Source organism: Klebsiella sp. LTGPAF-6F (assembly GCF_001753185.1).
Lineage (GTDB): Bacteria > Pseudomonadota > Gammaproteobacteria > Enterobacterales > Enterobacteriaceae > Klebsiella > Klebsiella michiganensis.
The window spans coordinates 1,293,992-1,320,319 of record NZ_CP017450.1; the positions used below are offsets into that span (position 1 = coordinate 1,293,992).

Sequence of the window (26,328 nt, forward strand, 5' to 3'; positions counted from 1 at the left end):
TAAACCACGTAAAAAGAGTCGTCGTGGCCGCTTAACGCTGGTTTTTAGCGCGTCAGATCTCTATAATCTCGCGCAACCATTTTCCCCCTCGAACATTATTTAAGCCGTATTACACAGGCTGGGACACTTCACATGAGCGAAAAATACGTCGTCACCTGGGACATGTTGCAGATTCACGCCCGCAAGCTGGCCACACGCCTGCTGCCGGTTGAACAGTGGAAAGGCATTATTGCCGTTAGCCGCGGCGGTCTGGTACCGGGAGCACTACTGGCGCGTGAACTGGGTATTCGTCATGTTGATACCGTTTGCATCTCAAGCTATGACCACGATAATCAGCGTGAACTGACCGTGCTGAAACGTGCTGAAGGCGATGGCGAAGGCTTTATCGTGATCGATGACCTCGTCGACACCGGCGGTACCGCCGTAGCCATCCGCGAAATGTATCCGAAAGCACATTTTGTCACTATCTTCGCAAAACCGGCCGGTCGCCCGCTGGTTGATGATTATGTTGTTGATATTCCCCAGGATACCTGGATTGAACAGCCGTGGGATATGGGCGTGGTGTTCGTACCGCCTATCGCAGGTCGTTAATTTCCAGCATAAATGCTAATTACCACGCCCGGTTTTGCCGGGCGTGGTTTTTTTTACCCTTGCGCAGGTTACAATAGCTTCAGTGGCAACATGATGGAGGCTGCACATGTCCCAGGCTAACCTTAGCGAAACGCTGTTTAAACCCCGATTCAAACATCCGGAAACCTCCACGCTGGTGCGTCGGTTTAATACCGGAGCGCAGCAACCGATCCAGTCTGCGCTCAGCGGTAATCACGTTGATCACTGGTATCGATTGATTAACCGCCTGATGTGGATCTGGCGTGGCGTGACGCCGCAGGAAATCCTCGACGTGCAGGCGCGCATCGTCATGAGCGATGCCGAGCGAACCGACCCGGAGCTTTACGATACGGTCGTTGGCTATCGCGGCGGCAACTGGATCTTTGAATGGGCCAAACAGGCGATGGACTGGCAGCAGAAGGCCGGTCAGGAAGCGAATCTGCTCGTGAGTGGTCGTCACTGGCTCCATGCGGCAAACCTTTACAGCATTGCCGCCTATCCGCACATCAAGGGCGACGAGCTGGCGGAACAGGCGCAGGTGCTGGCATACCGGGCTTATGAAGAAGCCGCTCAGCGCTTGCCCGGCAAGCTGCGAGAGCTGGAGTTCTCTATCCCCGGCGCCGCGCCGATCACCGGTTTCCTGCATATGCCGCCAGGCGATGGGCCGTTCCCGACGGTACTGATGTGCGGCGGGCTTGACGCGCTACAGACCGACTATTACAACCTGTATGAAAACTATTTTGCGCCGTTGGGTATCGCTATGCTGACCGTGGATATGCCTTCCATCGGTTTCTCCTCAAAATGCAAGCTGACCCAGGATACCAGTCTGCTGCACCAGTATGTGCTGCAGCATCTGGCTAATGTGCCCTGGGTCGATCATACCCGCGTGGCCGCCTTTGGTTTCCGTTTCGGCGCGAATATCGCCGTGCGGCTGGGCTATCTTGAGTCCCAGCGCCTGAAGGCGGTGGCCTGCCTGGGGCCGGTGGTACACGGCCTGCTGGTGGACCCGCTGCATCAGGGGCGGGTGCCGGAGATGTATCTTGACGTTCTGGCTTCGCGGCTGGGGATGCATGACGCTTCCGACGACGCGCTGCGCGTTGAGCTTAACCGCTATTCCCTGAAGGTTCAGGGGCTGCTGGGGCGCCGCTGCCCCACGCCGATGCTCTCAGGCTTCTGGAAAGACGATCCGTTCAGCCCGGAGGAGGAGTCGCGGCTGATTACTTCATCATCATCCGATGGCAAGCTGCTGGAGATCCCGTTCAATCCGGTCTATCGCAATTTCGATCACGCGCTGCGGCAGATCGCCCGCTGGATTAGCCATAGATTTAGTTAATATATTGCTAAATTCTATCGATTTGGTAACGTCATGGCATCACTAAAGGAGATCGCAATGACGTTACCGAGTGGACACCTGAAGAGTAAGCTGATTAAGAAATTCACGGCGCTTGGCCCTTACATCCGTGAGGAGCAATGTGAAGACAACCGCTTCTTTTTCGATTGCCTGGCTGTTTGCGTCAACGTAAAACCAGCGCCTGAAAAACGCGAGTTCTGGGGATGGTGGATGGAGATGGAAGCGCAGGAATCGCGCTTCACCTATAGCTATCAGTTTGGATTGTTCGACAAAGAGGGCGTCTGGCGTCCGGTCGCGATTGACGATCCTGAAGTCACTGAAAAGCTTGAAAAGACGCTACGTGGTTTTCACGAACGAGCCGAAGCGTTGCTGGCGACGTTCAGTCTTAAGCTGGAGCCCGCCGATGATTTTAGCGAACCGGTTAAGCTGAGAGCCTGAGTTCCGGTCAGCGGCTGTCATCCTGCTCGCAATAAAACCCGCGTTTCGACCAGCGCGGGTTTCCTTCCCAGGCAAACCCGCGCTAAATACCGTTTAATACCCGACAGGGTTGACCGACGGCAATCATTCCTGCGGCCAGATCTTTGGTCACCACCGTGCCTGCCCCAACCTTGACGTTGTCGCCCAGCGTGACCGCGCCAATCACCACGGCGTGGGCGCCAAATTCGACGTTATCGCCGATGCGCGGGCTGTCGCCCTCACGGCCCTGACTGTCGGTCACGCTGCCAATCGTGACGCCCTGGCGCAGGGTGCAGTTCTGGCCGATGACCGTTCCCCGATTAATCACGATGCAGTGCGGATGATACAGCTTCAGCCCATAGCCAATGCGCGCTCGCCACGGCAGCTCAATGCAAAATAAACACTCGTTAATCACGATATTGAGAATAACGAAGGGGATACCGCAGATCTTCCACAGAGGATTACGGCTGCGATAGAGCGTCGCCAGACGATAAAGCAGAACCGCGATTTTCGCTTTTATGCCGCCGCAGGATTTGATTTCCCGGGCGACCAGCCTGATAGCCTCAAACATGGTTATTCCTTAAGGTTAAACGAAGCCAGTGAATACCATCCATCACCGGTTTTACCTTCGTTAGCGAGTTGAATACGCGGCTGGCCCTGATAATTGGTCAGGGCCGCTTCCAGACGATATTGGCCGCCCGGGAGTCCGGCAGGCAGCGGCAGCGTAGCGCTGCTGTGATGATCGCCGGGCAGCCACTGGCGAACGTCATCCGCCGTTTTGATTTGCGTAACGGTCGTTCCGGCGTCATTGACTATCCGCCATTGCACAAGGTACGGGAGATAGGCTGGCGCGACGCCGTCGTTACGCCAGGTGACGTTTAGCGTAAGCGGCATGCCGCTGCGTACGGGCGTATCCCATTCCAGCTGACCCACCCGGTAGCGGTAGCCGATTCGCAATAACGCGCTATCAACGATATCGCGATACGCTGCCGGCACCGGACGCGATTTCAGATTCAGGGTACTGGCGTGCTGCGCTAATGCCCAGTCGAAGCTTGCCTGGACCTCTTCGCGGGTGTAGTGCTGCACGCTTTCCCACTCCGCCATATAACCGCAAATTTCCAGGCTAACGGGGGCGTGCTGCCAGCTATCATTAAACCCGGACCACGCCGTCTGCGCCGCGGCCAGGCGTTGAGGATAATCATCGCGCATATGGCTCCACGCTGCGGAAAAGTTATGCCAGTCTCCCCAGCAATCCGCGCGCCACCCCGCGCCTTTTTGGCTGGCCCAGGCCAGCGAATTACCGCCGCTGATTAACATGATTTTGGGCGTTTTCGGGAAGCTGCTGAAGTGCATATCAACGTAGCGATTGAGCTGCTCCGGAGCGTACTTTTCCAGCAACGGCGCAACGTCAGTGAAATTGGAGTTGTGCCATTCCCCCCACGAACCCACCATGCCGATATCGACAAACGCGAGGTTCGGATTGCCGTCATAACGCGCGCCGAGGGCGTTAAGCAGCTTTTGCGCATAGGCGATAAAGGTCGGATCGCTGAGGTCCGGCACAAAGGTTTTGCCATTTTCGACCCATTGTCCCTGAATGCCTTTTTTGATAAGCCAGGCGGGGATTTTCGAGCCCGATTGCGGTTCATCGAGCGCCATGAAACGCAATCCGACGTTCATCGCCGGCTTATGCCGGGCGGCGACGCTGAAAGCACGATCGATCGGCGCAAAATCATAGACGCCTTCTTCAGGCTCCAGATCGCTCCAGTAAAAGCGATCGTATTCAAACCCGGTGTCCGGATACTCTTTCAGAGAGGGTTTCTGACCATAACCATCGTGGAAACTGGCCACGCCGATCCCTGGGTTCGTCAACAGACCGGTAAAGGCCGGCGGGGTGATAACCGTGCGTTCAGCCAGCACTGCCGCTGAGGGTATGACTCCGGCCAGCAGTAGCGCCACAAGCAGCGCGGCGCGGCGCAGCGAAAAAGAGCTCATCGTTAATTCACTTTATCGTGGAGGTTCACAAACCACGTCCAGATACCGACGTGGAAGTTTTTAAACACATCGATACCCAGCGCGGATTTCAGCATATAGAGCGCCAGCAGCACCGCAAGAATGGCGAACAGCACGGCGATGGTAATCGCCAGGGTGGAGAATATACGCCCGAGCAGCGTACTCTCTCGCGGAATTTTGCGCAGATCGCGGCCGCATAAAAAGACCACGAAATAGCGGCGATGCAGAAAAGGAAAACTGTGGCGAAAATCGATGCGATGGCGCGAGGCCAGGCTCGATCTCACCAGCGCCTGTTCAATACCGCGCTTTTGCTCCGGCGTGAGTGAGGTTTCTGTTTCCGGGTCAAGCGCGGAATAAAAGCGCTCGACGACCAGGTCGGATGTTGATTTAGTCACGGTTGACTCTTATTCGTTAAACGCTGATAGACCTGAGCGGTTTTTGCCGCAATGTCCGGCCAGCGGTATTTGGGCATCAGTTGGCTGTAATCCGCGGTCTCCTCGCCGCGCCAGGACTGGAGCTTTTGCGCCAGCGCGGCGACATTGCCCGTCGGAAAATAGACCTCGGCAGGCAGGCCAATCTCGAGGTTGGCCGGGATATCGCTGACGATAACCGGCAGTGACCAGGACATGGCCTCCAGCAGGGCAATGGGCAGCCCTTCGTGATAAGACGGTAGAACAAAAAGCCCGGCCTGTGAGAACAAAGTGTGCAGCGGATCGCCGCTAATAAAACCGGTCATGATCGCTCCCGGGGTTTCGGCCGCCTGCTTCTTCAGCCGCTCGCTGTACTCATCGGGATGGTCGGCATCGCCAATCAGCACCAGCGGCAGCGAACAGTTCGAGGCTTTGTAGGCGGCAAGCAGATCGTGCAGCCCTTTTTCTTCCACAAAACGGGCGACGGCGACAACGTATTGCCCGGCTTCCAGCGAATACTGATTCAGCGTGGCCCGTCGCGTCTCTTCGGCGGGAAGCTGCGGTTGGCGCACGCCGTTATAGATCACGTTAGCGTTGGTACGGCCGTGTTTGGTCTTAATCAGCGTATTAATCACTTCCGAGATAACAATAACCTCGTTGGCATATTTCACCGCCCATTTCTCACCGAGGCGCAGCATCTCTTTCGCCATTTTGCCCCACTTCTGGCGATCGTAGTCCGGGCCGTGGTGGGTAAAAACGACGCGTTTGCCGAGCAGGCGCAGCAGCGGGACCACCAGGCCTGGGCCGACCGCGTGAACGTGAACCACATTTGAGCCGTCAAACAGGGTGCTGAATGCGGCCAGCGTAGAGTGAATAATGGCTTCGAATTTACGGCTTTTGGGCGCCCACAGGCTTTTCAACCGCACGCCTTTATATTCGCTACGGCGATAGTCCACGTACGGTGAGCGGGCAATGACGCAGATATCGGCGTGATTCTGGTGATAGATTTCCGGATAGAGATTCTGGCAGTGGGTCTCAACCCCGCCCTGGACGTTCGGAATACCGCGGGTGCCAAGCACCGTCACTTTGAGCTTCATTTCGCTTCCCCCACGAGCTGCTGATAGAGTTCCTGCAGAACCTGCATATGCCGGGCGAGATCGTATTTCTCCTCTAAACGCTGGCGTGCGTTGATGCCCATTTCACGCGCCTGCTGCGGATTGACGGCCAGGCTATCCATGATGCGCGCCAGCGCGTCGGCATCCCCGGGTTCCACCAGATAGCCATCAATGCCATCGCGAATTTGCTCCGGAATGCCGCCGATATTGCCGCCGACGACGGGGCGACCGAACGCCATGGCCTCCAGCACCGACATCGAGCAGTTTTCATAATATTCGGAAGGGACGATCACCGCCCGCGCGCCGCGAATCAACGCGTTGAGCGCGTCTCCGTGGCGCATATAGCCGAGAAATTCCGGACCGCTAAAGCGGGCGCGCAGGTCGCTGCCGAGAGGGCCATCGCCGACGATTTTCAGCGGCATGGACTGCTGCATTTTTTGCTGCGCCAGCGCCAGGGTGGCGACGCCTTTCTCACGGCTCAAGCGGCCGATATAGAGGAAATAATCTCCCGCCGTATCGCCCGGGATCGTGGTGCTGGCATCAATACCGTTGACGATCACATCGATCCGCGACCTGGGTAATTTACGCAGCAGCGTCTGACGCATAAATTCGCTGGGAGCGATAATGCAATCGAGCATGGCGTAATTTTGCGCGAACTTTTGCCAGTAGGCCTCAAGCGAGAGCAGCAGGCTTTTAAAGGTATCGCCCTGCTGGCAACGATGGCGAAAGGCATTGCTCACCGAACCGGTAAGACAGTCATCGCAGACGTGGCCATCGCGCAGCATGGTGTACGATGGGCAGACGATTTTATAATCGTGCGCCGTCAGTACGGTTTTGCAGCCAAAGCGCTTAGCGACGCCAATCAATGCGGGCGTCAGCTGGTGGTAGATATTATGAAAGTGCACAATATCCGGGCGCTGCTCCAGCAGCAGGGTGTTGAGCTTATTGCAGGCCTCAGCGTTGTAGATAAAGTCGATGCCCGCTTTGAACTTGCCCGTCAGCCCGTGGCTTTGATGATAATCCACGTTATGTACGAAGAAGCTTTCCCAGGGCGAAGGCTTATTTTCCGCATGCTGCATGCTGAAGTCGACAACCTGATAGCCCGCTTGCAGCATGGCGTCTCGCTCCTGGAAAAAAACGGTTTCCGCTCCGCCCTTAATAAAAAAGAATTTATTAACGAATAATATTTTCATGTTCTGTCTGGATATGTTTTGGGTTGGAGACGGTCACGGCGGGTTGTTTCAGCGGATCGCGAACGGGGTTAATGACGCCTCGCACCATACCTGCGGAAAATAACGATAAGTTGATCACGCTCTGAACGCCGTCGCGCAGCGACTTATTTTTAATCGCCTTCAGCGCGATAAACGCCAGCAGCGGAAGCAGGGCGATAATAATCACCCCGGGATTGAACGACAGGAGGCAAATAATCAATACCAGGATATACAGCGTGAATATCAGTTCGTTGCGAACAATCTTAAGCGCGGCGGGGAAATGCTTTTTTCCCCAGCAGTTGCGTAATAGCTCACCCGGCGCCCATAAAAAACCGTTCTTCCAGCGATAGGTCAGCATTTTAAATGTCGGCATGGTATAGGACGCATGGCTAAAATAGGGCGCGGCGAGGCGGTGGAGTTTATAGCCCGCGGCCTGCAAGCGGATCCCCAATTCGGCTTCTTCATAACCGTGAAGGTTAAGATTGGTCAGATAGCCAATTTTCTCGATTGCCGAACGGCGGTAAAGGCCGCCGCCGCCAAGATGATCGGTATCGCCCTGCGGATAGATAAGATGCAGACGCTGCTTGCGCGATTTAAACTCATAGTTAGCGGCGTCATCCATCTCGACGCTGCCCGCCACGCCCGCATATTCGGGATGCGTTTCAAGAAACGCCACGGCGGTGTCGAGAAAACCCGGCTCCAGCTCCATATCGCCGTCCAGCAGCAGCAGATAGTCCCCTTCGCTGAATAACCAGCCCAGCTGGTGGCCCACGCCGCAGCAGCGATCTTTCGCGTTATCGAGGCAGACCACCATCGCGTCTTTGGCGACGGCCAGCTCCCGGGTATTGTCGGTGGACAGGCTATCGGCGACGATAATCTGATGCGGGTAAGGCTGCAATTGTTTGCGGACGCTGTCGATCGTTTTTTCAATACCCTGCGCTTCGTTGAGGGTCTTAATGCTGACGGTAATTGATGGCGTTTTATTCATATTGGGTACCGGAGTTCAGACGGACGGAACGATGAATGACAATAAGCGCCCCGAGGGCCAGCCATAATAAAAACTGTAGCATGGGAATGATCATCAGGATCTGGCTGTAGGGAAGGCTGAGCAAACAGCCAATGGCAAAGACGTAAAACGCAGGCGCGGAGCTGAGCAGCTGTAAATCTTCCCGTTTGAGATCGTAGCGGGAAAAGGTCTCTTTGGGCCGCATGCCGATGAGAATAGCGGCAATCATGGCGATAAATAAGATCACGCCGATAATACCGACTTCCCACAGCATCATGCTCAGCGCGGTGGAGTCGAGTATCAGATGATACCAGGCGCCAATATAGCCGGGGGAGACGGTACTGCCGCTGTTGGTAGCGTTCAGACCGTAGCCAAACAGCATCCCGCCGGGGCCAAAAAGCTCGTTATGCTGGAGCCAGAAGAAAATAGTGGTAAACCGACCGAGCTCGCCGCTTTCCATAATGTAATTGGTATCAAAGATATAGCCGAGGGAATCGATAAATACCGAGAGCGCGCTTTTGGTCGGGTCCCCGCCGAAGGCCGACGAGTAATTGGACGCCAGAATGGTGATAGCGGCAAAAATTAGCACCACCATTCCGGCGGCGATAATCATCAACGAGCGCAGGGTGACTTTGCTGATGCCGCTGACGTAAGCGGGCATGATCCACAGCAGCGCCAGTAAGAACGGCGACAGCAGAATCACGAATTTTACCTCGCCCACCACGCAGAGGAAAAAGGCCAGCACGATATGCGCCGCCATCGACTTGAACGAGCAGATACCGTGCTTAAATTCGGACACCTTCAGCAGCATAATCAGCAGGCAGAACATCCCCATGGTCGCGGTATTGCCGCCGCCCATCGGGTCGCCGCCAAACGTGCCGACCACCGAATCCCACTTTTCATCCTCGCCGCGCAAAGCCACGCGTTTTGGCACCACCACCAGCACCTGATAGATAGCCAGCGGGAACTGGACGTAGAACAGCCAGTAAAATAGCCGGGTCAGGCGGTGCAGCTGCGACTCGCGAAACATGCCGAGCAGCATGCAAAACATCACCAGCGACAGGGCCAGTTCATTTTTGAAGCCGACGATGGCGGTAACGATGCCGGATTGTAAAACCGTGGCGCAGAGGCTAAGGATGATAAACGTCAGATACAGCGCCAGCACCACCTTCTCGCGCGCGCTAAGCGCCAGTGGCTGCGGCCGGCTTTGCATCATCAGCAGGACCACCATCACCAGCACCATGAAAAAGGGGAGCCACAGCACGGCTGCCACACCGGTGAAATACTGAATCGTGCCGCAGAAGACGATGGTCGTCAGCGCGAATACCTCCAGATAGCGACCGGTGTTTAGCTGCATATTTTCTGCTCCTGCCGGGAGAGCTGTAGCGCCCGTTTGTTCATTTTCAGCAGGATGAACAGATAGCGAATGCTGGTCAGCACGGAGAACGTCAGGAGGGCTATCTCATAGCGCTGGCCCAATTCAGGCAGCGCGATAAAAGCGACAATAATGATCAGCAGCTGCTCGATCTGAATGCGTAAAAAATAGCGTTTAGAACCAAAGATAAGCTCAATAACGGTCAGCGGACTGACGGCCAGCGCGGCGAACAGATAAGGCAGCATATAGCGTGAGGTCGGAATGGAATTGAGCCACTCCTGACTGAAGCCCAGGCGCATGACCAGCGGATAGAAAATCCAGATCCCAAGGATACAGATCAGCGCCGCGGCCATCAGCAGCAGGCGAATCTTTTTGTACTCCGGATAGTTAAAGGTGCCGTTGCGAAAATCCATCGACCATTTTGAAAAGATGGAGTTGCGCACCGCGTTACCGACAATCATCACCGGTGATAAACAGAAGCGGCTCACCACCGAGAAATAGCCCGCGACCAGCGGTGAAAACCAGATATTTATCAACATCGTCGGCAGATTATTGCTGGCCATCGCCAGCACTTCCGCGCTGCCGACGCGGCTGAGGTGCTGCCAGTGCTGGCGCGCAAAAAGGCCGTTCGCTCGCGGTGAAAAGTGCGCCGGCGTCAGGGTGCTGAAGCGAAACAAACGCAGCAGGCAGAGGCCGAGCAGCAGCAAAATGCCCGCCATCCAGGCAATATAGAACAGCGTGGTATTCGGCATCGCCAGCAGAGCTATCGCCACCACCAGCGACACGGCGATACGCTGGAAGGTGAGGAACTGATAGTTACCGCCGCGCAGCGAGAGGTTCTCGGCGATCAAAACCAGCGCATAGCCGAAGGTGAGCAGGTAGAGAAACGCAATATTGAGATGGAATATCAGTCCGGTGATGACCGCCCACGGCAGCGCCAGAAGCAGGCTTTGCAGCAGGCAAAACACCACGTTCTGCCCCAGCTCATGCTCTTCCTGGCGCGGGATCAGCAGCTGCGACGCAAAGGTGCAAACCTGCGCGCCAATCAGCACGTTGCTGTAGATCATCGCATAGTGCCCGACTTCCGCCATGCCGTAGCGATGGGAAATCAGCCACACGGAAAAAGCGCCGATCGCCTGCGAGAGGACCGAGGAGCTGGCAATTGAAGAAATACTCTTAATTAAGTTCATAATCGCTACTTCGGTGAAATCAGTTCGCCCATGCCGCGCTCGGGCAGGCGTTTGCCCTCCTGCGTCTCCAGGTTCTCTTCTTGCACCCGGTTAAGCATGGTGGCGACAGGCGTTGGCGCGGCGGCTTGCAGACGATGTTGCGCGTCGCGGATGCGCGACGCCTGCTCGCCTGCGTTGACCACCAGCAGGCTGATATCGACGTGCGGCGCCAGCAGCAGGGCGTCCTGGGCTAGCCCGAGCGATGGCGCATCAATAATCAGATAATCGTAGGTCTGCCGCAGCGTCGTCAGCAGCGCCGGGAGCCGTTCAGAAGTGAGCAGCAGCAGGGCTGAGTCGCTGAGTTCGCCTCGCGGCATAAAATCCAGCGTCTCGGCCAGGAAGACCACCGCCTGAGGCGCGGCGCTGCGGCCATCAAGACGCTCGCTAAAGCCCGTTTTATGCTGCGGATAGCGCGCGGAGAGCCCATCGCTTGCCAGGTAGTCCACATCAATGAGCAGCGTTTTACCTGACTTAGCGGCGGACCACGCCAGCATTTCGGCAATCAGGCTGCTGCCGGCATCTGCCTGCGCCGAGGTCACCAGTATCGTCCCGCTATGAGTATTCTGGCCGAGCAGCGCCAGGCGCAGGCTGTGGAGCATATCGGCATACAGCAGGTTCTGGAACGTCAGCTTCGCGCTGTTCGCCTGAGGCAACAGCGGAAACTCACCGCTGGCATCAAGGCCCGTTTTGGCTTTGAGTTCGCTGATGCTGTTCACCGTTTTGTCGAGCGCGGTGCTGACTATCAGGTACATGATGTACAGCGCCAGCGCCATCAGGGTCGCCATCACGATAAGCAGACCGCGCTGCGGTTTAGAAGGAAGATTTGGCGGCACGGCGGCATCGTAGATCACTTCATCGGGAACCGAAAAGCTCTCGGAGAGCTTCTGCTCATTCGCCCGCTGATACAGCGATTTATACAGCTCTTCGGTTTTGTTCAGCGCGGTCATCATGGTGTTGTATTTGTCGCGCCTGGCGCCCAGCGCCTGGAAGTCGGCTTTCTGATCGTCGAGCATCTTCTGATAGTGCTGCTCATCGTCCAGCGCAATCTGATACTGCTGACGTAAGCCGTTAAGTAGTTCCCCCAACACCTGGCCTATCTGCCCGTTGACGACCTGCAGCTGGGCCTGAGCCTGAAGATATTTCGGATGCTTAGGGCCATAGTGTTTTGCCGCTTCCGATAAGTTACGCCGCGTCTGGATCAGCGCGATACGCAGATCCTGAATCTGCGGATGACCGGAAATTTCCGGCAGCGAGATGATGGCTTCCGGCGCTTTTCCCTGCTGACGGCGCACTTTGTCCCACACCGTTTGCGCTTTCAGACGGCGCTGGGTGGCGTCGGCCAGATGGTTAATCACGATCCCCAGGCGCTCGGTCTCGTAGCCATCCATGCTGCGAAAGGTCAGCAGGCCATTTTGTTTGAGAAAATCATCGATGTCGGCTTTCTGGCGATCGAGCTTATCGCGCAGATCGTCCATCATTTTCTCGTTCCAGCCCTGGGCCTGAAGTAAGATTTTCTGCTTCTGCGCCAGGCTGTAATCGATAAACGCCTGCGCCACGCCGTTGGCGATATCGGCGGCTTTTTGCGGCGATTTCGCCTCCATCGAAACGGATACCAGCTGCGTGGTGCGCACGCCGGAGATGGTCAGGTTTTTTTGCAGGGCGCGCAGCGCATTATTGACCCGTGCGGCCTCATCAAGATTGTCCCCGCCGTTAAATTCCGGGTCCCGATCCAGCTTTAGCGCTTTTACCGCGGCTTCCAGCACGACGCGGGAGCCCATCAGCGCGTATTTGGTTTCATAGTAATCGCTGCGGGTGGAATCATAGTTTTCCAGCCGCGGCAGGGGGGTAACATCCTGCGACTGCGCTTTAAACAGCACCGTCGCGGTTGCGGTATAGCTGGATGACATAAAGCGCGTCAGGATCCACGACGCCGCGGCAGCCACCACCACCACCACCAGGCACCAGATCAGCTTGTGCTTAATTTTGTTGAAATAAGGCGTGAAGTCGATAAAGCCTTCTTTCTTCTTTCCATTTTCAACTAATGAAATAGCCATATCAGAAGAAACTCATGCCAATGATGATGGTATCTCCGGCCTGTACGGCGGAGTCGGCGGCGACGTTTTCCAGCAGTTTACCGCTGCGAAACTGACGAATGCGGATGTCATGGCGATCGGCGCGATCGGTAAAGCCGCCGGCCAGCGCAATGGCTTTTTCAGCGGTTAAGCCCGGTTCCCAGGCGTAACCGTCCGGTTTTTTGACTTCGCCTAACAGATAAATTTTACGGTATTCGGCAATGCTCACGGTCACCATTGGCGCCTGCAGATAGTTACCGCGCAGCTTATCGGCAATTTCGTTGCCGACCTGTTCAGGCGTTTTCCCTTTCAGCATCAGGGAGCCTATATAAGGATAATCAACGCTGCCGCTATTATCGATTTTTACGCGCATAGTGAGATCCTGCTCGCCGGAAACCGCGATATTGATCTCATCTCCCTGGTCCAGATGATAAACGGCATCCGGCGGCGTTCGGATCGTCTGCGGCGGCGCCGAACAGCCCGCCAGCCATAGCGCCAGAAGAGAAATCACCGCCCGTTTTCCATAGCTAAGGATCATATTTGTACCTGTGTCATAAAAATAATGGCCGAGTCGTTGTAGCCCAGCGTGCGCTCGACCTCATGGTCATAGTCCGGGCCAATATAAAAGGCATCTTTTTCTTTATTAGAATGCATCGTGTTCCATTGCAGCTTCAGCTGAAAATTAACGGATGGACGGTAGTCGTAGTTGAAGGTGAGCGACACGAGGTTTGATCGATCTTTGCGTCCGTTGGTCTGGTGTTTGTAATCCTCTGTAATATAAGAGTAATCAACCAGAGTGGAGAACCTGTCGACCAGCCAGTGGTGCTCATAGCCCAGACCGAAATTTGATACCAGAATATAGCCGCCGGAGTCGGTGGGATCTTTTATTCGTTGTGAACTATGTAAGTTGAGCTTTATCTGTTCAAGCGGTTTCCAGTCGGCGTTAATATCCCAGTTCAGGCCGTTGAATCCCTGCGAGTCGGGATTATGGATAAAATCTTTATACAGCCAGGCGACGTTGCCGTTGATCTCGGTCTTGCCGGAAAGACGATTTTTCATGCCGACCAGCAGATAATATTCATTACTGTCTTTTAACGGGTTGAGCTCATAGCGACGCTGGTTGGTAATAAAACTGTAGCGATAGCGCAGCGTTTTGGCTTTTTGATCAAAAAGCTCGGCGACCAGGCTGTTTTCATGCCACTCCTGATCGTGCATGTAATAATGAAAGTCGGCGCTGGCGTCCTCAATGCTGTCGAGATTGCGAAAGCGCAGCTGCTTATGCATTAGCGCAACTTCTGCTTTACCGCGCCCTTCCGGCGCCCCGTAGCTATAGCGCAGTTCACTGTTAAAGAAGCGCGTGGCGATGGGCTTATTAATGCCAAACTCTTTAAACTGCTCGGGGAGAAATCCCTCGGTGGTATCGCGGCCGCGCTCTTCATGGCCGAACGTTTCATCGAGATCCAACGACAGCCCGTGCATGCTTCCGAAGCGCCACTTGCCGTTAAACATAAAAAAATGATTGTCGCGGTTATCTGCGCTATCGCTGGCGTAGCGGCGGTAATCGCCGGAGTACATCAATAAATAACGGTCCTCGTAGCGTTCGCCGATGGCTTTGAAAATCGGCTTAACGCCTTGATAAGCGGAGCCGATTTCATTCCCGCCGTAGCGTTGCCAGGTCACGTTGTCATTGTAACCGACGTCATAACCCACCTGGCTCTCGAAATCGATGCCAGCCACACCGGTATGTGGTTTTGCCTGCAGGTCAGCCCATGCGTAAGGCATCGCCAGCAAACCTGCGAGGAAAGTGAGTTCAGAACGCATTCTTCCCCACAAATCCGCGGAAAAACGTTAAAAACACAATTTTAATGTCCAGCAGCAGCGACCACGACTGAATATATTCCAGATCGTACTGAATGCGTTTTTCCATTTTATCAATCGTGTCGGTTTCGCCGCGAAAACCGTGTATTTGCGCCAGCCCGGTAATGCCGGGCTTCACTTTATGGCGGATCATGTAATTTTCCACCAGCACGCGATACTGCTCATTATGCGCGACCGCGTGAGGGCGTGGGCCCACTATCGACATGGTTCCCTGCAGCACGTTAAAAAATTGCGGCAGTTCGTCAAGTGAGGTTTTACGTAAAAAGGCGCCGAAGCGGGTAATGCGCGGATCGTTACGCGTTGCCTGGGTCACTACCGCGCTGTTTTCCATCACGCGCATGGTTCTGAACTTCCAGACGGGGATCTGTTTACCGTTCAGGCCGTAACGGTTTTGTTTAAACAGCACCGGGCCCGGCGAAGTCAGCTTAATGCCGATCGCCACCGCCAGCATGACCGGCAGGCTGACCAGGGTAAAAAAAGCGCCAAGCACGATATCTTCTATACGCTTGAGTACCGCGCCTTCGCCTTCAAACGGCGAGGTAAAAATGCTGATCGTCTGAATATTGCCGAACATCCGCAGTTGAGAAATATGTGAGCTGTAGGAAAACAGGTCCGGTACCAGAAACACATCTACGGTGGTGTCGGAAAATTCATTCAAGAACTGGCGAATACGCTGCTGGGCGACCATCGGCAGGGCAATATAGACTTCATCGATTTCTCCGGCTTTCGCCAGCGCCAGCAGGTCTCGTGAGTTGCCTTTTTTCTCAATGCTGAGCAGGCGACTGTCGCGCTGCACGGCGCGGTCCTCAAAGAAGGTGATGTCAATCCCGTCGTGGGTATACTCCTTAAACAGCGCCTGCTCGATGGCCAGCCCGGCTGGCGTTATGCCTAAAATAGCCACCTTGAGTCTGGATTTGAAAAAATAGCGGCTGGAGATAACGCGAATCAGAAACATACTAATAAATATGGCAATCGAGCACAGCACAATAATTTCAGCTAATCGCACCGCGTTTGTGCTGGCGTGATTGTTCAGTAATAATTCGGCGCTTACAAACAATAAAAATGATAACAAGCCGCTTATACTGACGCTGAAAAACAATTTAGTTAATTTTTTTAAATACTGGCCTTTAAACTGACCAGAATATAGCTGAAAGTGTTCATTGGCTCTGATAAAAATCAGTGAATATATTATGCCCAGGAACAGAGAGGCCGTTGAGGGTTCGACGAAAAAGTATTTTAAATAAGCGAAAATGAACAAGTTGACGGCAATAAAATCCAGTAGCTTCATCAGCTTACTATAGCGGGCGTTGTAAATTTTAATGGTGCTATCCGTCATCTTTTTGCTCGTTTTATAGTCAATAAAATGATGTCCTGTCCTTCTTTAAAGCTGAATTTATGTCTATGAATCTATTCAAAAATTAAGCTTTAGCTCGGCGTTGATTATTGTAGCCTACGATTAATCTTATGTCGAACCTGCCCCGGACTGAGAGGAGATAACTTTTCCTGACGGGCAATAATATTTTTATCATTGCCTGAAGCATAAAAATGGCGGTTACGATTAAATAGGGGCGGAGAGACCCGGGCGGCAAACGAACGGCCGTCATGACTACAGTTCCTGGCCGATCCGCACTTGAGCGTTAAAAAATCCGCGCCAGCGGGGCTGGCGCGTTTATCGGCTAAATCCCAATGCACATGTATTTGATTTCTAAGTAATCCTCGATGCCATACTTCGACCCTTCGCGGCCGAGACCGGAAGATTTCACGCCGCCGAACGGGGCGACCTCGGTGGAGATCAGGCCGGTGTTAATCCCGATAATGCCGTACTCCAGCGCTTCGCCGACGCGAAAGACGCGGCTCAGATCGCGAGCGTAGAAATAGGCCGCCAGGCCGAATTCGGTGTCGTTGGCCTGAGCAATAACATCCGCTTCATCTTTAAAGCGGAATAGCGGGGCGAGGGGGCCAAAGGTCTCTTCTTTCGCCACTTTGGCATCACCGGGGACATCCACCAGAATCGTTGGCTGAAAGAAATTTCCGCCGAGCTCATGAACTTTCCCGCCGGTTACTATCCGCGCGCCTTTGCCCAGCGCATCGGCGATATGCTCCTGTACTTTGGCGATCGCTTTCTCGTCAATCAGCGGCCCGATGGTGACGTTGGGCTGCAGGCCATCGCCGATTTGCAGCTTACTCACCGCCTGCTGAAGCTTTTCGGCGAAACGATCGTAGACGCCATCCTGGACATACAGGCGGTTGGCGCAGACGCAGGTCTGCCCGGCGTTGCGAAATTTGGAGGCCAGCGCGCCTTCGACGGCTTTATCCAGATCGGCGTCATCAAAAACGATAAACGGCGCGTTGCCGCCGAGCTCCAGCGAGACCTTCTTGATATCTTTCGCGCACTGTTCCATCAGCTGGCGGCCAATTTCCGTCGAGCCGGTAAACGAGAGTTTGCGCACCAGCGGGTTACCGGTGAGCTCATTGCCGACTTCGCTGGCCGATCCGGTGACCACGTTAAACACGCCCTCGGGGATCCCGGCGCGGTTGGCGAGCTCCGCCAGCGCCAGCGCGGAGAACGGGGTCTGGCTGGCGGGCTTGAGCACCATCGTGCAGCCTGCAGCCAGCGCCGGGCCCGCCTTACGGGTGATCATCGCCGAGGGAAAATTCCACGGGGTGATAGCGGCGGTTACGCCAATCGGTTGTTTAATCACCAGCAGCCGCTTGTCGGCCTGATGGCCGGGTATGGTATCGCCATAGATGCGCTTGCCCTCTTCGGCAAACCACTCGATAAAGGAGGCGGCGTAGCTGATTTCACCTTTTGCTTCTGCCAGCGGTTTACCCTGTTCCAGCGTCATCAGGCGCGCCAAATCGTCCTGATGCTCCATCATCAGCTCAAACCAGCGGCGCAGGATAGCGGAGCGTTCTTTGGCGGTAAGGGCGCGCCATGCGGGCAGCGCGCCGGCGGCGGCATCGATAGCCTCGCGGGTTTCTGCGCCGCCCATTTTGGGCACGCTGCCCAGCTGCTGGCCGTTGGCGGGGTTCGTGACCGCAAGGGTCTCTTTGCTGCTGGCGTCGCGCCAGCGACCGTTAATCAACGCCTGCTGGCGAAAAAGGGTAGGGTCGTTAAGTTGCATGGTTGCGTCCTGTCTTAATCTGTTTTAAACCGTGGATGCGCCTGAATCAGCTGCGTCAAACACCTGTCCCTGTTTAGTGTAGACGAACGCGTTCAGAGAACCGGGAGCAATGCTGGGTGATACAACAATAACCACAAATAATTTGCGGATATTTGAACTGGCAGAACGTTATTGTGCAAACAATGCTGTATTTTTTATGCTCAATTCGCAAGAAAGGAGCGCTCTATGTCACAGCAAGAACGGTTTTGTCAGGCCTGTGGAATGCCGATGTCCGCCGGGGAGGCGAAAAGCGCAAGCGACGAGTACTGCGCCTGGTGCTGCGATAACGAGGGGAAGCTTAAATCCTGGGAGGACGCCGTCTCCGGCCTGGCCGAGTTCCTCGATTCCTGGCAGAAGGTCGGCCCCGCGGAAGCGCGCAAGCGGGCGATGCGCTACTTAACTGCCATGCCCGCGTGGGCCCACAAAGCGGAAGAGTAACCCGCAGCCCGGAGCGCAAACTCCGGGCTTTTTTAGCGCGATCAGAACTTCCAGGAGACGCTGCCGACGATACTGCGCTCTGCGCCAAAGTAGCAGTAAGAGAGCGAGTTACAGGCGGCAACGTAGCTCTTGTCGGTCAGGTTATTCACGTTCAGCTGGGCGCTGAGGCCTTTAATTCCCACCTTCGACAGGTCATAGCCGATCGCCATATCCACCAGCGTATAGGACGGCAGAGTGTGCGTATTCAGGCGGTCGCTGGTAATGCCGTTGACGTAGCGCACGCCGGAACCCAGCGTCAGGCCATCCAGCGGGCCGCTTTTCACATCATAGCTCAGCCAGGCGCTGGCCTGATTGCGCGGTGCGTAAACGGCACGCTTGCCTTGCTCTTCCGGGCTGCTTTTCTTATAGCGAATGTCGGTGTAGGTATAGGCGGCCTGCAGGCGGAAGCTATCCGTTAGCTGGCTTATCGCCTCCAGCTCCACCCCTTTCGACTCAATTTCACCAATCGAACGATACGGATCGGTCGGCTCTTCTTTGGTGGCGATATTGGTCTGATTGATGCGGAATACCGAGGCGCTGAACTGGCTGTTCATTCCTTCCGGCTCATACTTCAGCCCGGCTTCCCACTGCTTGCCTTTCATCGGATCCAGCACGTTGCCGTTTTCGTCGGCGAAGCTGGTGGGCGTAAAGGCGGTGGAGTAGCTGATGTACGGGGCAAACCCGTTATCGAACAGATACAGCAGCGCGGCGCGGGTGCTGAAGTTGTTCTTATCCAGATCGCTGCGCGTTTGATTAAGCTTATCGATGTTGGAGACGCTGACCTGGTCGTAGCGCCCGCCGAGGGTCAAACGCCAGCGCTCCCAGGACATTTGATCCTGTAAATAGTAGCCGGTCTGGCGCAGCTTGTGCTTCTCGCGGCTGTACATGGTGATGTAATCCGGCTTCGCGCCGTAGACCGGATTAAAAGCGTCAATGGCCGGGAATGCGCCATAGTAGCCGGTGGTGTCGTTGCTGCGGTCCTGATAGTCGATCCCTATCAGCAGGCGATGGTTAACGGCCCAGGTATCGACGCTGCCGTCGAGCTGGTTATCGAGGGTGATGGCGTTCATCTTTTCGTCCGAGCCGGAATAGCCGCGGTTCAGCTCGGTTTCGTTCAGCCAGCCCGCGGCATAAACCTGATTCAGCTCGACTTTGGTATGCAGGTAGCGCAGCTTCTGCCGCACCGACCAGCCGTTATCAAACAGATGCTCGAAGTTGTAGCCGACCATATTTTCGCGGCGATCGTACTTGTCGTAGTCATCTTCTCCCTCGAAGAAGGTGTTAGCGATTTTCTTGCCGTAGTGCGGCACCACGGTACCTTCATAGGGGAGGCCCGAGTGGCTGCCGCCCTCCGGGTCGCGATGCAGATAGGCCATTAAATCAAGGCGCGTCTGGTCGGTGATGCGCCAGGTCAGGCTGGGCATAATCGCGTAGCGCTGCTCTTTTAAGGTATCAAACTGCGAGTCTGCATAGCGGGTCATGCCGCTTAAGCGCGCCGCCACGCGATCGTTATCGTCCAGCGCCCCGGTAACGTCAAACGCCGCCCCGCGCTGGTTGTTATTCCCGGCAAACAGCTTAATTTCTCCGCCGGGATCGAATGAGGGTTTACGCGATGTGAGGGCGACGATGCCGCCGGGCGAAGAGCGGCCGTACAGCACCGAGGCCGGGCCGCGCACCACTTCGATATTTTCCAGGAACCACGGATCGACCACCAGCGAGCTGTGCGAGTTGGTATCGCCCATCATTTTCAGGCCGTCGAGATAGACGTTATCCAGGCTGCCGTCGGAGAAGCCGCGCAGGACGATATAGTCAAAGCGGTTGGAGGCGCCAATCTGGTTGCTGTAAACCCCGGGGGTATAGCTCACGGCCTGGCGGACGCTGATCGCGCCCTGTTCTTCAAACTGCTCGCGCGTGATAATAGACACCGATTGCGGGGTCTCTATATCCGGGGTGGCAATTTTGGTCGCGCCGCTCTGCATCTGCGAAGTGACCACGATGGTTTCGTTTTTTGTTGTTTCCTGGGCCAGCAGCGGGAAGGCGACGCCGCCGGTCACCCATCCTACCAGTAGCGCCAGGCGAGTTTTCGCAAACATGAACATCTCCAAAGGCATTTCTAATTGTTAATAAGAATTATTACCTTTTTGATGCTGTCTATAGCTATGCGCAATGCCAGGATACGTATGCGCGCTGCCAAAGCCGCTGACTATTTTTCGCAAAAAGGGGAAAAATGGATTAGCCCGGCTTTTGCACATCGCAGGGCGAGATGCCGTAGCGCCGACGAAAAGCGGTAGAGAAGTTGGTGGCGTGCTGGTAGCCCGACATCCAGGCCGCCTGCTGCACGCTATAGCCCTCCAGCAGATAGCTTCTTGCCCGCGCCAGGCGGCAATCGCGCAGGTAGTCAAAAACCGAACAGCCGTAGGCCTGGCGAAACTTACTGCGCAAGCTGCTGGAGCTCATCGCCGCCCGCTGGGCCAGCTCATTGAGTGTGTAGTCGTTTTCCGGCGCCTGCTCCAGCAGGCGGCGAACTCTCTCCAGCCGCTGCTGTTCGCCGCCCGCTGGGGCGACGTGCTTCGCGCTTTCATCCTGACAGACGCTCAGCCCATGGCCGAACAGCTGCAGGATAAGCCCTTCCAGCATCAGCTGTCGGGACACGCGACTCAGCGCGCTCTGCTGCGCGTACTGCAATCCGCTCAGCAGAAAACCCGGTATCTGCCAGATAAGCGTTGGCGTCTGGCACCTTTCCCACTCGCGCATCAATGAATCGAGCAGGCCATCGCGCCAGGTGCCGTCCGGGTAGAGTCCGAGGGAGAGCGTACGGAGCCGGCTGTCGGCATCGTGGCGGGCGCGCATGGCCTGATGTTCGCTAAGGCGCGAGGTGAAGGCCATCCCGGAACGCACCAGGTGCTGCTCCCCGTTGAGGGTCAGCGCGACGCAGCCTTCCAGCACCACCAGCATATAGAGCGGGCTACTGTGGCGGGAGGTGGTCTCATAAGGCTGCAATACGTGAACATCAGAATGGGTGACGCACATGCCGCAGGGCAGGGTCATCTCTTCCACTTCTCCCCGCAGCACCGGGCTGGCGTGCGGAGGCTCCGGCTTTTGCAGCAGCTGCGGGAAGCGGTAGTCGATACCGTATCGTTCACCAAACGCCATAAACTCGCTGACGGAGAAGGTTTTCCTCAGCGCCTGGCGGGCGGGTTCGTTCTGCGTAGTTGTCTTGTTCATGCGGTTTTCGGCACCGGAGAGGGCGTCATCGGATGACGTCACCTTATCACTGCGCGGGCAGGGCGACAATAAAGATGAGAATCATTATCAACTTTTGCGCTGCGGCACAGAAGGCGCGCGGACGGCCGCTATCCGTGCGCCAGCGGCAGGGATCAGGCGTCAGCGTTGTCCAGCGGCCAGGAGTCGAACAGGTAGCCGTCGAAGTAGATATCATCGACGTTGGAGAACTCCAGCAGGCGGCGTTTGACGTTTTCCAGATGCTGCCACATGGCAAGCTTGGCCGCCCGGGCGTCTTTTTTGATTAAGGCGGCGAGGATCCGTTTGTGATCCACCAGCCACTCCTGACGGTAGTGGGTATCGCCGAGATGGCGGTGCAGCTGGATCCACATGGGGTTATTTTCCCGCCACTGCCATGACTGCCTGAACAGCTCGACCAGCATACTGTTGTGGGTCGCTTCGGCAATGGCCAGATGAAACTGCATATCGCCGCTTTCGGAGCCGCCCGGCGCGCTGCTGGCCAGCTCGCGCTCTTCCAGTTGCAAAGCCTGGCGCATTTTGATGATATCTTCCCGGGTTGCCTGCAGGGCGGCAAATTCGGCGATATTGCTCTCCAGCAGCTGGCGGGCCTGCAGCAGTTCAAACGGACCGGCATCATTGCAATGATTGATGTCCGCGCTCTCCGCCGCGCCTTCTCCGACGGCGTTATCGAGCACGTAGATCCCGGCGCCGCGGCGCACTTCGACCAGCCCTTTAATCTCCAGCATGATCAGCGCCTCGCGGACCACGGTGCGGGTCACGTCCAGCATCTCGGCGATTTCGCGTTCCGGCGGTAAGCGATCGCCGGGGTTATAGGGCGTCTGGACGATCAGATTGCGGATCAACGCGCCGACTTCCTGATAGGGTCTGTGCTGAGAAGTTTGTGATTTCATGATGTTATGTTGTGAGATGCGATAGCCCGGTGGCTGACTATAGCATCTGGCCAGGGGGTTGGCACCTCCCCGTGCGCGGAGAGTGGGAAAACGGGTCAACCACATTGGTGTGCAGTTGACCCGTGGCAGGACAGAGCGTTACAGGCCGCCGCCGAGCGCCGCAACGCACTCGCGGGCGCCGCGTTCGCACAGCGCGTGGTAAGCCTGCGTCACCGCCGCAATAAAATCGCTATTGTCCGGCAGATCGTGGGCAAAAATTCCGCTTAACGCCAGCAGCGCGGCGACGCGTTCTGCACCCTGAAAACGCTGGTTGATCTGTTGGATCTCCGCCAGCAGCGGGTCGACGACATCAATAGGCTGCCCCCGCTCGTCGATGCCCTGGGTATAGCGCATCCAGCCCGCCACGCCGAGCGCCAGATGGCGCCAGCTGCTGCCGTTTTGCAGATGCAGACGGATGGGATCCAGCAGGCGCTGCGGCAGCTTCTGGCTACCGTCCATGGCGATCTGCCAGGTACGATGGCGCAGCGACGGGTTGCTGAAACGGGCAATCAGCAGCGTGGCGTAGGCCTGGAGATCGGTGCCTTCCGGCATGGAGAGCGTCGGCGCCTGCTCCTGCATCATCAGGGCGAAAGCCGCTTCACGATAGGCCGGGTTGGTCATGGTATCGGCGATGGTTTCATAGCCGCCGAGATAGCCAAGATACGCCAGGAAGGAGTGGCTGCCGTTGAGCATCCGCAGCTTCATCATTTCAAACGGCACGACGTCTTCAACAAACTGCGCGCCGACTTTATCCCACGCCGGGCGGCCGCTGACGAAGCTATCTTCAATCACCCACTGGCGGAACGGTTCGCAGGCGATGGCGCACGGATCGTAGACCCCAAGCTGGTCGGCAATCTCCTGCAGCGTTTCCGGCGTCGCCGCGGGTACGATGCGGTCAACCATGGTGCACGGGAAGGTGGCATGGGCTTCAATCCACGCCGCCAGCAGCGGGTCGCGCGCCTGGGCCAGGCCAAGCACCGCCACTTTCGCCACGTGGCCATTCTCGCGGACGTTATCGCAGGACATCACCGTAAAGGCCTCAAGCCCCTGTTCACGGCGCAGGCGCAGCGCTTCGACAATATATCCTATGGCGGATTTCGGCGTCGTCGGGTTGGCGAGGTCGTGTTGAATCAGCGGGTTGTTGAGATCGAGCTGGCCGCTGGCCGCATCGGTGCAGTAGCCTTTTTCAGTGACCGTCAGGGAGACGATTGCCGTGTGCGGACGCGTCATGGCGCGCAGAATGCCGTCACAGCCGTCGATTTCCGGATGCAGCGCCTCTTTCATCGAACCGATAATTTTCAGCGCGGTGCTGTCAGCGCCTTTTTCCGCCACCGTGTAGAGCAGCTGCTGATTTTTCAGCTGTTCAATCAGAACGCGATCGTTGCCCGGCATCAGGTTGACTTCGCAGATGCCCCAGTCGCTGTCGCTGGTTTCCAGCAGATGATGGGTATAAAGCGCCTGATGCGCGCGGTGAAATGCGCCGCAGCCCAGGTGAACGATGCGGGATTCCAGGCGAGAACGATCCCACGCGGGGCGCGTCACCGGCAGGTTGCTGTCGGCAATGGTTGCAGTCATAGCAAACTCCAGAGTGGGCCGCAAAAGGCGGCCGAAGAGGTAAAGGCGGGACGTCGGCCCCGCCAGTCAGGAATTAGCGGCTAAAAAAAGCGCGCTGAATCGCCAGCTCGACGCCGCGAACTTCAGCCAGCCCTTTCAGGCGACCAATCGCGGAATAGCCGGGGTTGGTTTTCTTTTTCAGATCGTCGAGCATCTGGTGGCCGTGGTCAGGACGCATAGGGATAAGATCCTCTTTGCCTTCCGCTTTACGGCGGTGCTCTTCTTCAACAATCGCTTTCACCACTTCGTACATGTCCACGTCGCCGTGCAGGTGAGCGGCTTCGTGGAACGTTTTCGGGTTCTCTTCGCGCAGCGTAGAGCGCAGATGGGTGAAGTAAATGCGCGGGCCGAACTGCTTAATCATATCCACAAGATCGTTGTCGGCGCGGACCCCGTAGGAGCCGGTGCACATGGTAAAGCCGTTAGCCATGCTGTTCACCGTGTCGACCATCCACTGCATATCTTCAATGGTCGAGACGATGCGCGGCAGGCCGAGAATCGGGCGCGGCGGATCGTCCGGGTGTACCGCCATACGTACGCCAACCTCTTCGGCGACGGGGATAATCGCTTTCAGGAAGACGGCGAAATTCTCGCGCAGCGCGGCTTTATCAATATCTTTATAGGTGGCAAGGTGCTGGCGGAACTGGTCGAGGGTATATCCCTCTTCCGCGCCCGGCAGACCGGCGATAATGTTGCGGGTCAGGCGCGCTTTATCTTCATCGCTCATGGCGGCGAAACGCTGATTCGCCTGAGCGACCTCTTCGGCGGTGTAGTCCGCTTCCGCGCCCGGACGCTTGAGGATATGCAGCTCAAAGGCGGCGAATTCAATTTGATCGAAACGCAGGGCTTTGGAGCCATCCGGCAGGACGTATTCCAGATCGGTACGGGTCCAGTCGAGGACCGGCATAAAGTTGTAGCACACGGTACGGATGCCGCACTGGGCCAGATTGCGCAGGCTCTGCTGGTAGTTAGCGATCCACTTCGCGTAGTTGCCGGTATGGGTTTTGATCTCTTCGTGAATCGGTACGCTTTCGACCACCGACCATACCAGCCCGGCGGCTTCCACGATGGCTTTACGCTTGAGGATTTCGTCAACCGTCCACACTTCACCGTTCGGGATATGGTGCAGGGCGGTAACCACTCCGGTCGCGCCCGCCTGACGGACGTCAGCTAAAGTGACCGGATCGTTAGGGCCATACCAGCGCCATGTCTGTTCCATGCTTAACCTCTTTCACGTTATTGACCTGCTTCAGGCCGCTGCTTTGATGGTAGCGTCGGTTCCGGTCAACCATCGTAACGGAGGGGAAACCAGACGATATGGCGTATAAATTCCTCCAATTGGTCGAACATGTCAACCATGAATGGCAAATTGGTAAACCAAAGTGTGACGGAGATGCGTGAAGGGGAGGGAACGTTAAACAGGGCGGCATTGTTAAACCGCCACGGGGCGCGGGCTGATTCTGCTGGCGTTAGTGTTAAGCATTTTTCATGTACTTCAAGAGATTACTCAGAACCGGAGAAGTGGAATTCTTCATGGGCATAGGGCCAGTGCGCGGCGGGTAGCGATGTGTTGCGAAATGGTTAACCAATGTGCCAAACCTATCGACCAGAAGAACGGAGGCGGTCATTGATACCGGCCGGAGCGCGTACGGACTCGCAGCAGATCACACTTTTTGATTATTACGATTTCCATATAAAAACTACGTGTTATCATTCCGCTGGTAAATACCTTTTCAACTCTCACCGAGGCTTTGATGCTGGAGAATGTCATCATCAGATAATCAGCTTCCCGACCTTTTCAGGCCGGACTGGTTATCGCTGCGCTTAAACCTTACGCGAACACCTGCGGGTGTTGGCTCGTTTTTACGCATGATGATTAACAGGTTTCTTCAGTATGAATCTATCCCGTCAGGAACAACGTACCTTACACGTTCTCGCTAAAGGTGGCCGGATCGCGCACATCCGCGATGCATCAGGCCGCGTCACCTCTGTTGAATGCTACAGCCGCGAAGGGCTCCTGCTCAGCGACTGCACGCTCGCCGTTTTCAAAAAACTCAAAACCAAAAAGCTGATTAAGTCCGTCAACGGACAGCCCTACCGCATCAATACCACCGGGCTGAATAACGTCCGCGCACAGCTGGACAATCGCTAAGGAGCC

General features: G+C 56.1%; 23 protein-coding genes. 5 read left to right on the plus strand and 18 right to left on the minus strand.

Annotated features, from left to right (window positions below; translation table 11 throughout):
- Positions 1-132 precede the first annotated feature (132 nt).
- The 3 genes from gpt to crl all read left to right on the plus strand — a co-directional run bounded on the left by gpt (position 133) and on the right by crl (position 2,398).
- A complete protein-coding gene (gpt, locus tag BJF97_RS06060) occupies positions 133-591 on the plus strand; it encodes a xanthine phosphoribosyltransferase (RefSeq protein ID WP_004129200.1) in 459 nt (152 codons plus the stop codon).
- Between the two features lie 106 nt (positions 592-697).
- Complete coding sequence (gene frsA, locus BJF97_RS06065) at positions 698-1,942, plus strand: esterase FrsA (protein ID WP_014837474.1); 1,245 nt, start codon at positions 698-700, stop codon at positions 1,940-1,942.
- A gap of 57 nt (positions 1,943-1,999) precedes the next feature.
- A complete protein-coding gene (gene crl, locus BJF97_RS06070) occupies positions 2,000-2,398 on the plus strand; it encodes a sigma factor-binding protein Crl (protein ID WP_004847949.1) in 399 nt (132 codons plus the stop codon).
- Between the two features lie 82 nt (positions 2,399-2,480).
- On the opposite strand, the gene BJF97_RS06075 is transcribed toward crl, so the two are convergent.
- From BJF97_RS06075 to gabD, 13 genes are all read right to left on the minus strand, one after another.
- Positions 2,481-2,987: a serine acetyltransferase gene (locus BJF97_RS06075; protein WP_014228038.1), complete on the minus strand. Its 507-nt coding sequence runs from the start codon at positions 2,985-2,987 to the stop codon at positions 2,481-2,483.
- 2 nt (positions 2,988-2,989) lie between these two features.
- Positions 2,990-4,408, minus strand: coding sequence for a DUF4832 domain-containing protein (locus BJF97_RS06080; protein WP_032693185.1), 1,419 nt, complete (start codon positions 4,406-4,408; stop codon positions 2,990-2,992).
- Positions 4,409-4,410: 2 nt separating this feature from the next.
- Positions 4,411-4,821, minus strand: coding sequence for a hypothetical protein (locus BJF97_RS06085; RefSeq protein ID WP_014228040.1), 411 nt, complete (start codon positions 4,819-4,821; stop codon positions 4,411-4,413).
- Positions 4,818-5,933 (minus strand): glycosyltransferase family 4 protein, encoded by a 1,116-nt coding sequence (locus BJF97_RS06090; protein ID WP_014228041.1) that lies wholly within the window; start codon positions 5,931-5,933, stop codon positions 4,818-4,820. The genes BJF97_RS06085 and BJF97_RS06090 overlap by 4 nt, the downstream gene beginning before the upstream one ends.
- Positions 5,930-7,144: a glycosyltransferase family 4 protein gene (locus BJF97_RS06095; protein WP_032693186.1), complete on the minus strand. Its 1,215-nt coding sequence runs from the start codon at positions 7,142-7,144 to the stop codon at positions 5,930-5,932. The genes BJF97_RS06090 and BJF97_RS06095 overlap by 4 nt, the downstream gene beginning before the upstream one ends.
- Entirely contained in the window at positions 7,125-8,150 is a 1,026-nt protein-coding gene (locus BJF97_RS06100; protein ID WP_014837478.1) for a glycosyltransferase, read from the minus strand. The genes BJF97_RS06095 and BJF97_RS06100 overlap by 20 nt, the downstream gene beginning before the upstream one ends.
- Positions 8,143-9,525, minus strand: coding sequence for a hypothetical protein (locus BJF97_RS06105; RefSeq protein WP_032693188.1), 1,383 nt, complete (start codon positions 9,523-9,525; stop codon positions 8,143-8,145). The genes BJF97_RS06100 and BJF97_RS06105 overlap by 8 nt, the downstream gene beginning before the upstream one ends.
- Positions 9,516-10,733, minus strand: a complete 1,218-nt coding sequence (locus BJF97_RS06110) for a lipopolysaccharide biosynthesis protein (RefSeq protein WP_014228045.1) — start codon at positions 10,731-10,733, stop codon at positions 9,516-9,518. Before BJF97_RS06110 ends, BJF97_RS06105 begins: the two co-directional genes overlap by 10 nt.
- A gap of 5 nt (positions 10,734-10,738) precedes the next feature.
- Complete coding sequence (locus tag BJF97_RS06115) at positions 10,739-12,826, minus strand: GumC family protein (RefSeq protein WP_064388562.1); 2,088 nt, start codon at positions 12,824-12,826, stop codon at positions 10,739-10,741.
- A 1-nt stretch (position 12,827) separates the two neighbouring features.
- Positions 12,828-13,382 carry a polysaccharide biosynthesis/export family protein gene (locus BJF97_RS06120; protein WP_004847971.1) on the minus strand — a complete coding sequence of 185 codons (555 nt, stop codon included), beginning with the start codon at positions 13,380-13,382 and terminating at the stop codon, positions 12,828-12,830.
- The gene (locus BJF97_RS06125) at positions 13,379-14,665 is read right to left on the minus strand and encodes an outer membrane beta-barrel protein (RefSeq protein WP_009654184.1); all 1,287 of its coding nucleotides are present in this window, start codon (positions 14,663-14,665) and stop codon (positions 13,379-13,381) included. The genes BJF97_RS06120 and BJF97_RS06125 overlap by 4 nt, the downstream gene beginning before the upstream one ends.
- Positions 14,655-16,058 (minus strand): undecaprenyl-phosphate glucose phosphotransferase, encoded by a 1,404-nt coding sequence (locus BJF97_RS06130; RefSeq protein WP_014228048.1) that lies wholly within the window; start codon positions 16,056-16,058, stop codon positions 14,655-14,657. The genes BJF97_RS06125 and BJF97_RS06130 overlap by 11 nt, the downstream gene beginning before the upstream one ends.
- 340 nt (positions 16,059-16,398) lie before the next feature.
- Positions 16,399-17,847, minus strand: a complete 1,449-nt coding sequence (gabD, locus tag BJF97_RS06140) for an NADP-dependent succinate-semialdehyde dehydrogenase (RefSeq protein WP_014837484.1) — start codon at positions 17,845-17,847, stop codon at positions 16,399-16,401.
- A 267-nt stretch (positions 17,848-18,114) separates the two neighbouring features.
- On the opposite strand from gabD, the gene BJF97_RS06145 reads away from it, so the two are divergent.
- Entirely contained in the window at positions 18,115-18,324 is a 210-nt protein-coding gene (locus BJF97_RS06145) for a zinc ribbon domain-containing protein (protein WP_232393372.1), read from the plus strand.
- A 41-nt stretch (positions 18,325-18,365) separates the two neighbouring features.
- Here the strand turns inward: BJF97_RS06145 and foxA are convergent, their stop codons facing one another.
- The 5 genes from foxA to uxuA all read right to left on the minus strand — a co-directional run bounded on the left by foxA (position 18,366) and on the right by uxuA (position 25,389).
- Positions 18,366-20,474, minus strand: a complete 2,109-nt coding sequence (foxA, locus tag BJF97_RS06150) for a ferrioxamine B receptor FoxA (protein WP_086073898.1) — start codon at positions 20,472-20,474, stop codon at positions 18,366-18,368.
- Between the two features lie 121 nt (positions 20,475-20,595).
- Complete coding sequence (locus BJF97_RS06155; protein ID WP_014228052.1) at positions 20,596-21,588, minus strand: helix-turn-helix transcriptional regulator; 993 nt, start codon at positions 21,586-21,588, stop codon at positions 20,596-20,598.
- A gap of 152 nt (positions 21,589-21,740) precedes the next feature.
- A complete protein-coding gene (uxuR, locus tag BJF97_RS06160; RefSeq protein WP_004847986.1) occupies positions 21,741-22,517 on the minus strand; it encodes a Uxu operon transcriptional regulator in 777 nt (258 codons plus the stop codon).
- Between the two features lie 138 nt (positions 22,518-22,655).
- Complete coding sequence (locus tag BJF97_RS06165) at positions 22,656-24,131, minus strand: fructuronate reductase (RefSeq protein ID WP_014228053.1); 1,476 nt, start codon at positions 24,129-24,131, stop codon at positions 22,656-22,658.
- A gap of 73 nt (positions 24,132-24,204) precedes the next feature.
- Positions 24,205-25,389, minus strand: a complete 1,185-nt coding sequence (gene uxuA / locus BJF97_RS06170) for a mannonate dehydratase (protein ID WP_014228054.1) — start codon at positions 25,387-25,389, stop codon at positions 24,205-24,207.
- Between the two features lie 675 nt (positions 25,390-26,064).
- On the opposite strand from uxuA, the gene BJF97_RS06175 reads away from it, so the two are divergent.
- A complete protein-coding gene (locus BJF97_RS06175) occupies positions 26,065-26,322 on the plus strand; it encodes a YjhX family toxin (RefSeq protein ID WP_004110819.1) in 258 nt (85 codons plus the stop codon).
- Positions 26,323-26,328 lie beyond the last annotated feature (6 nt).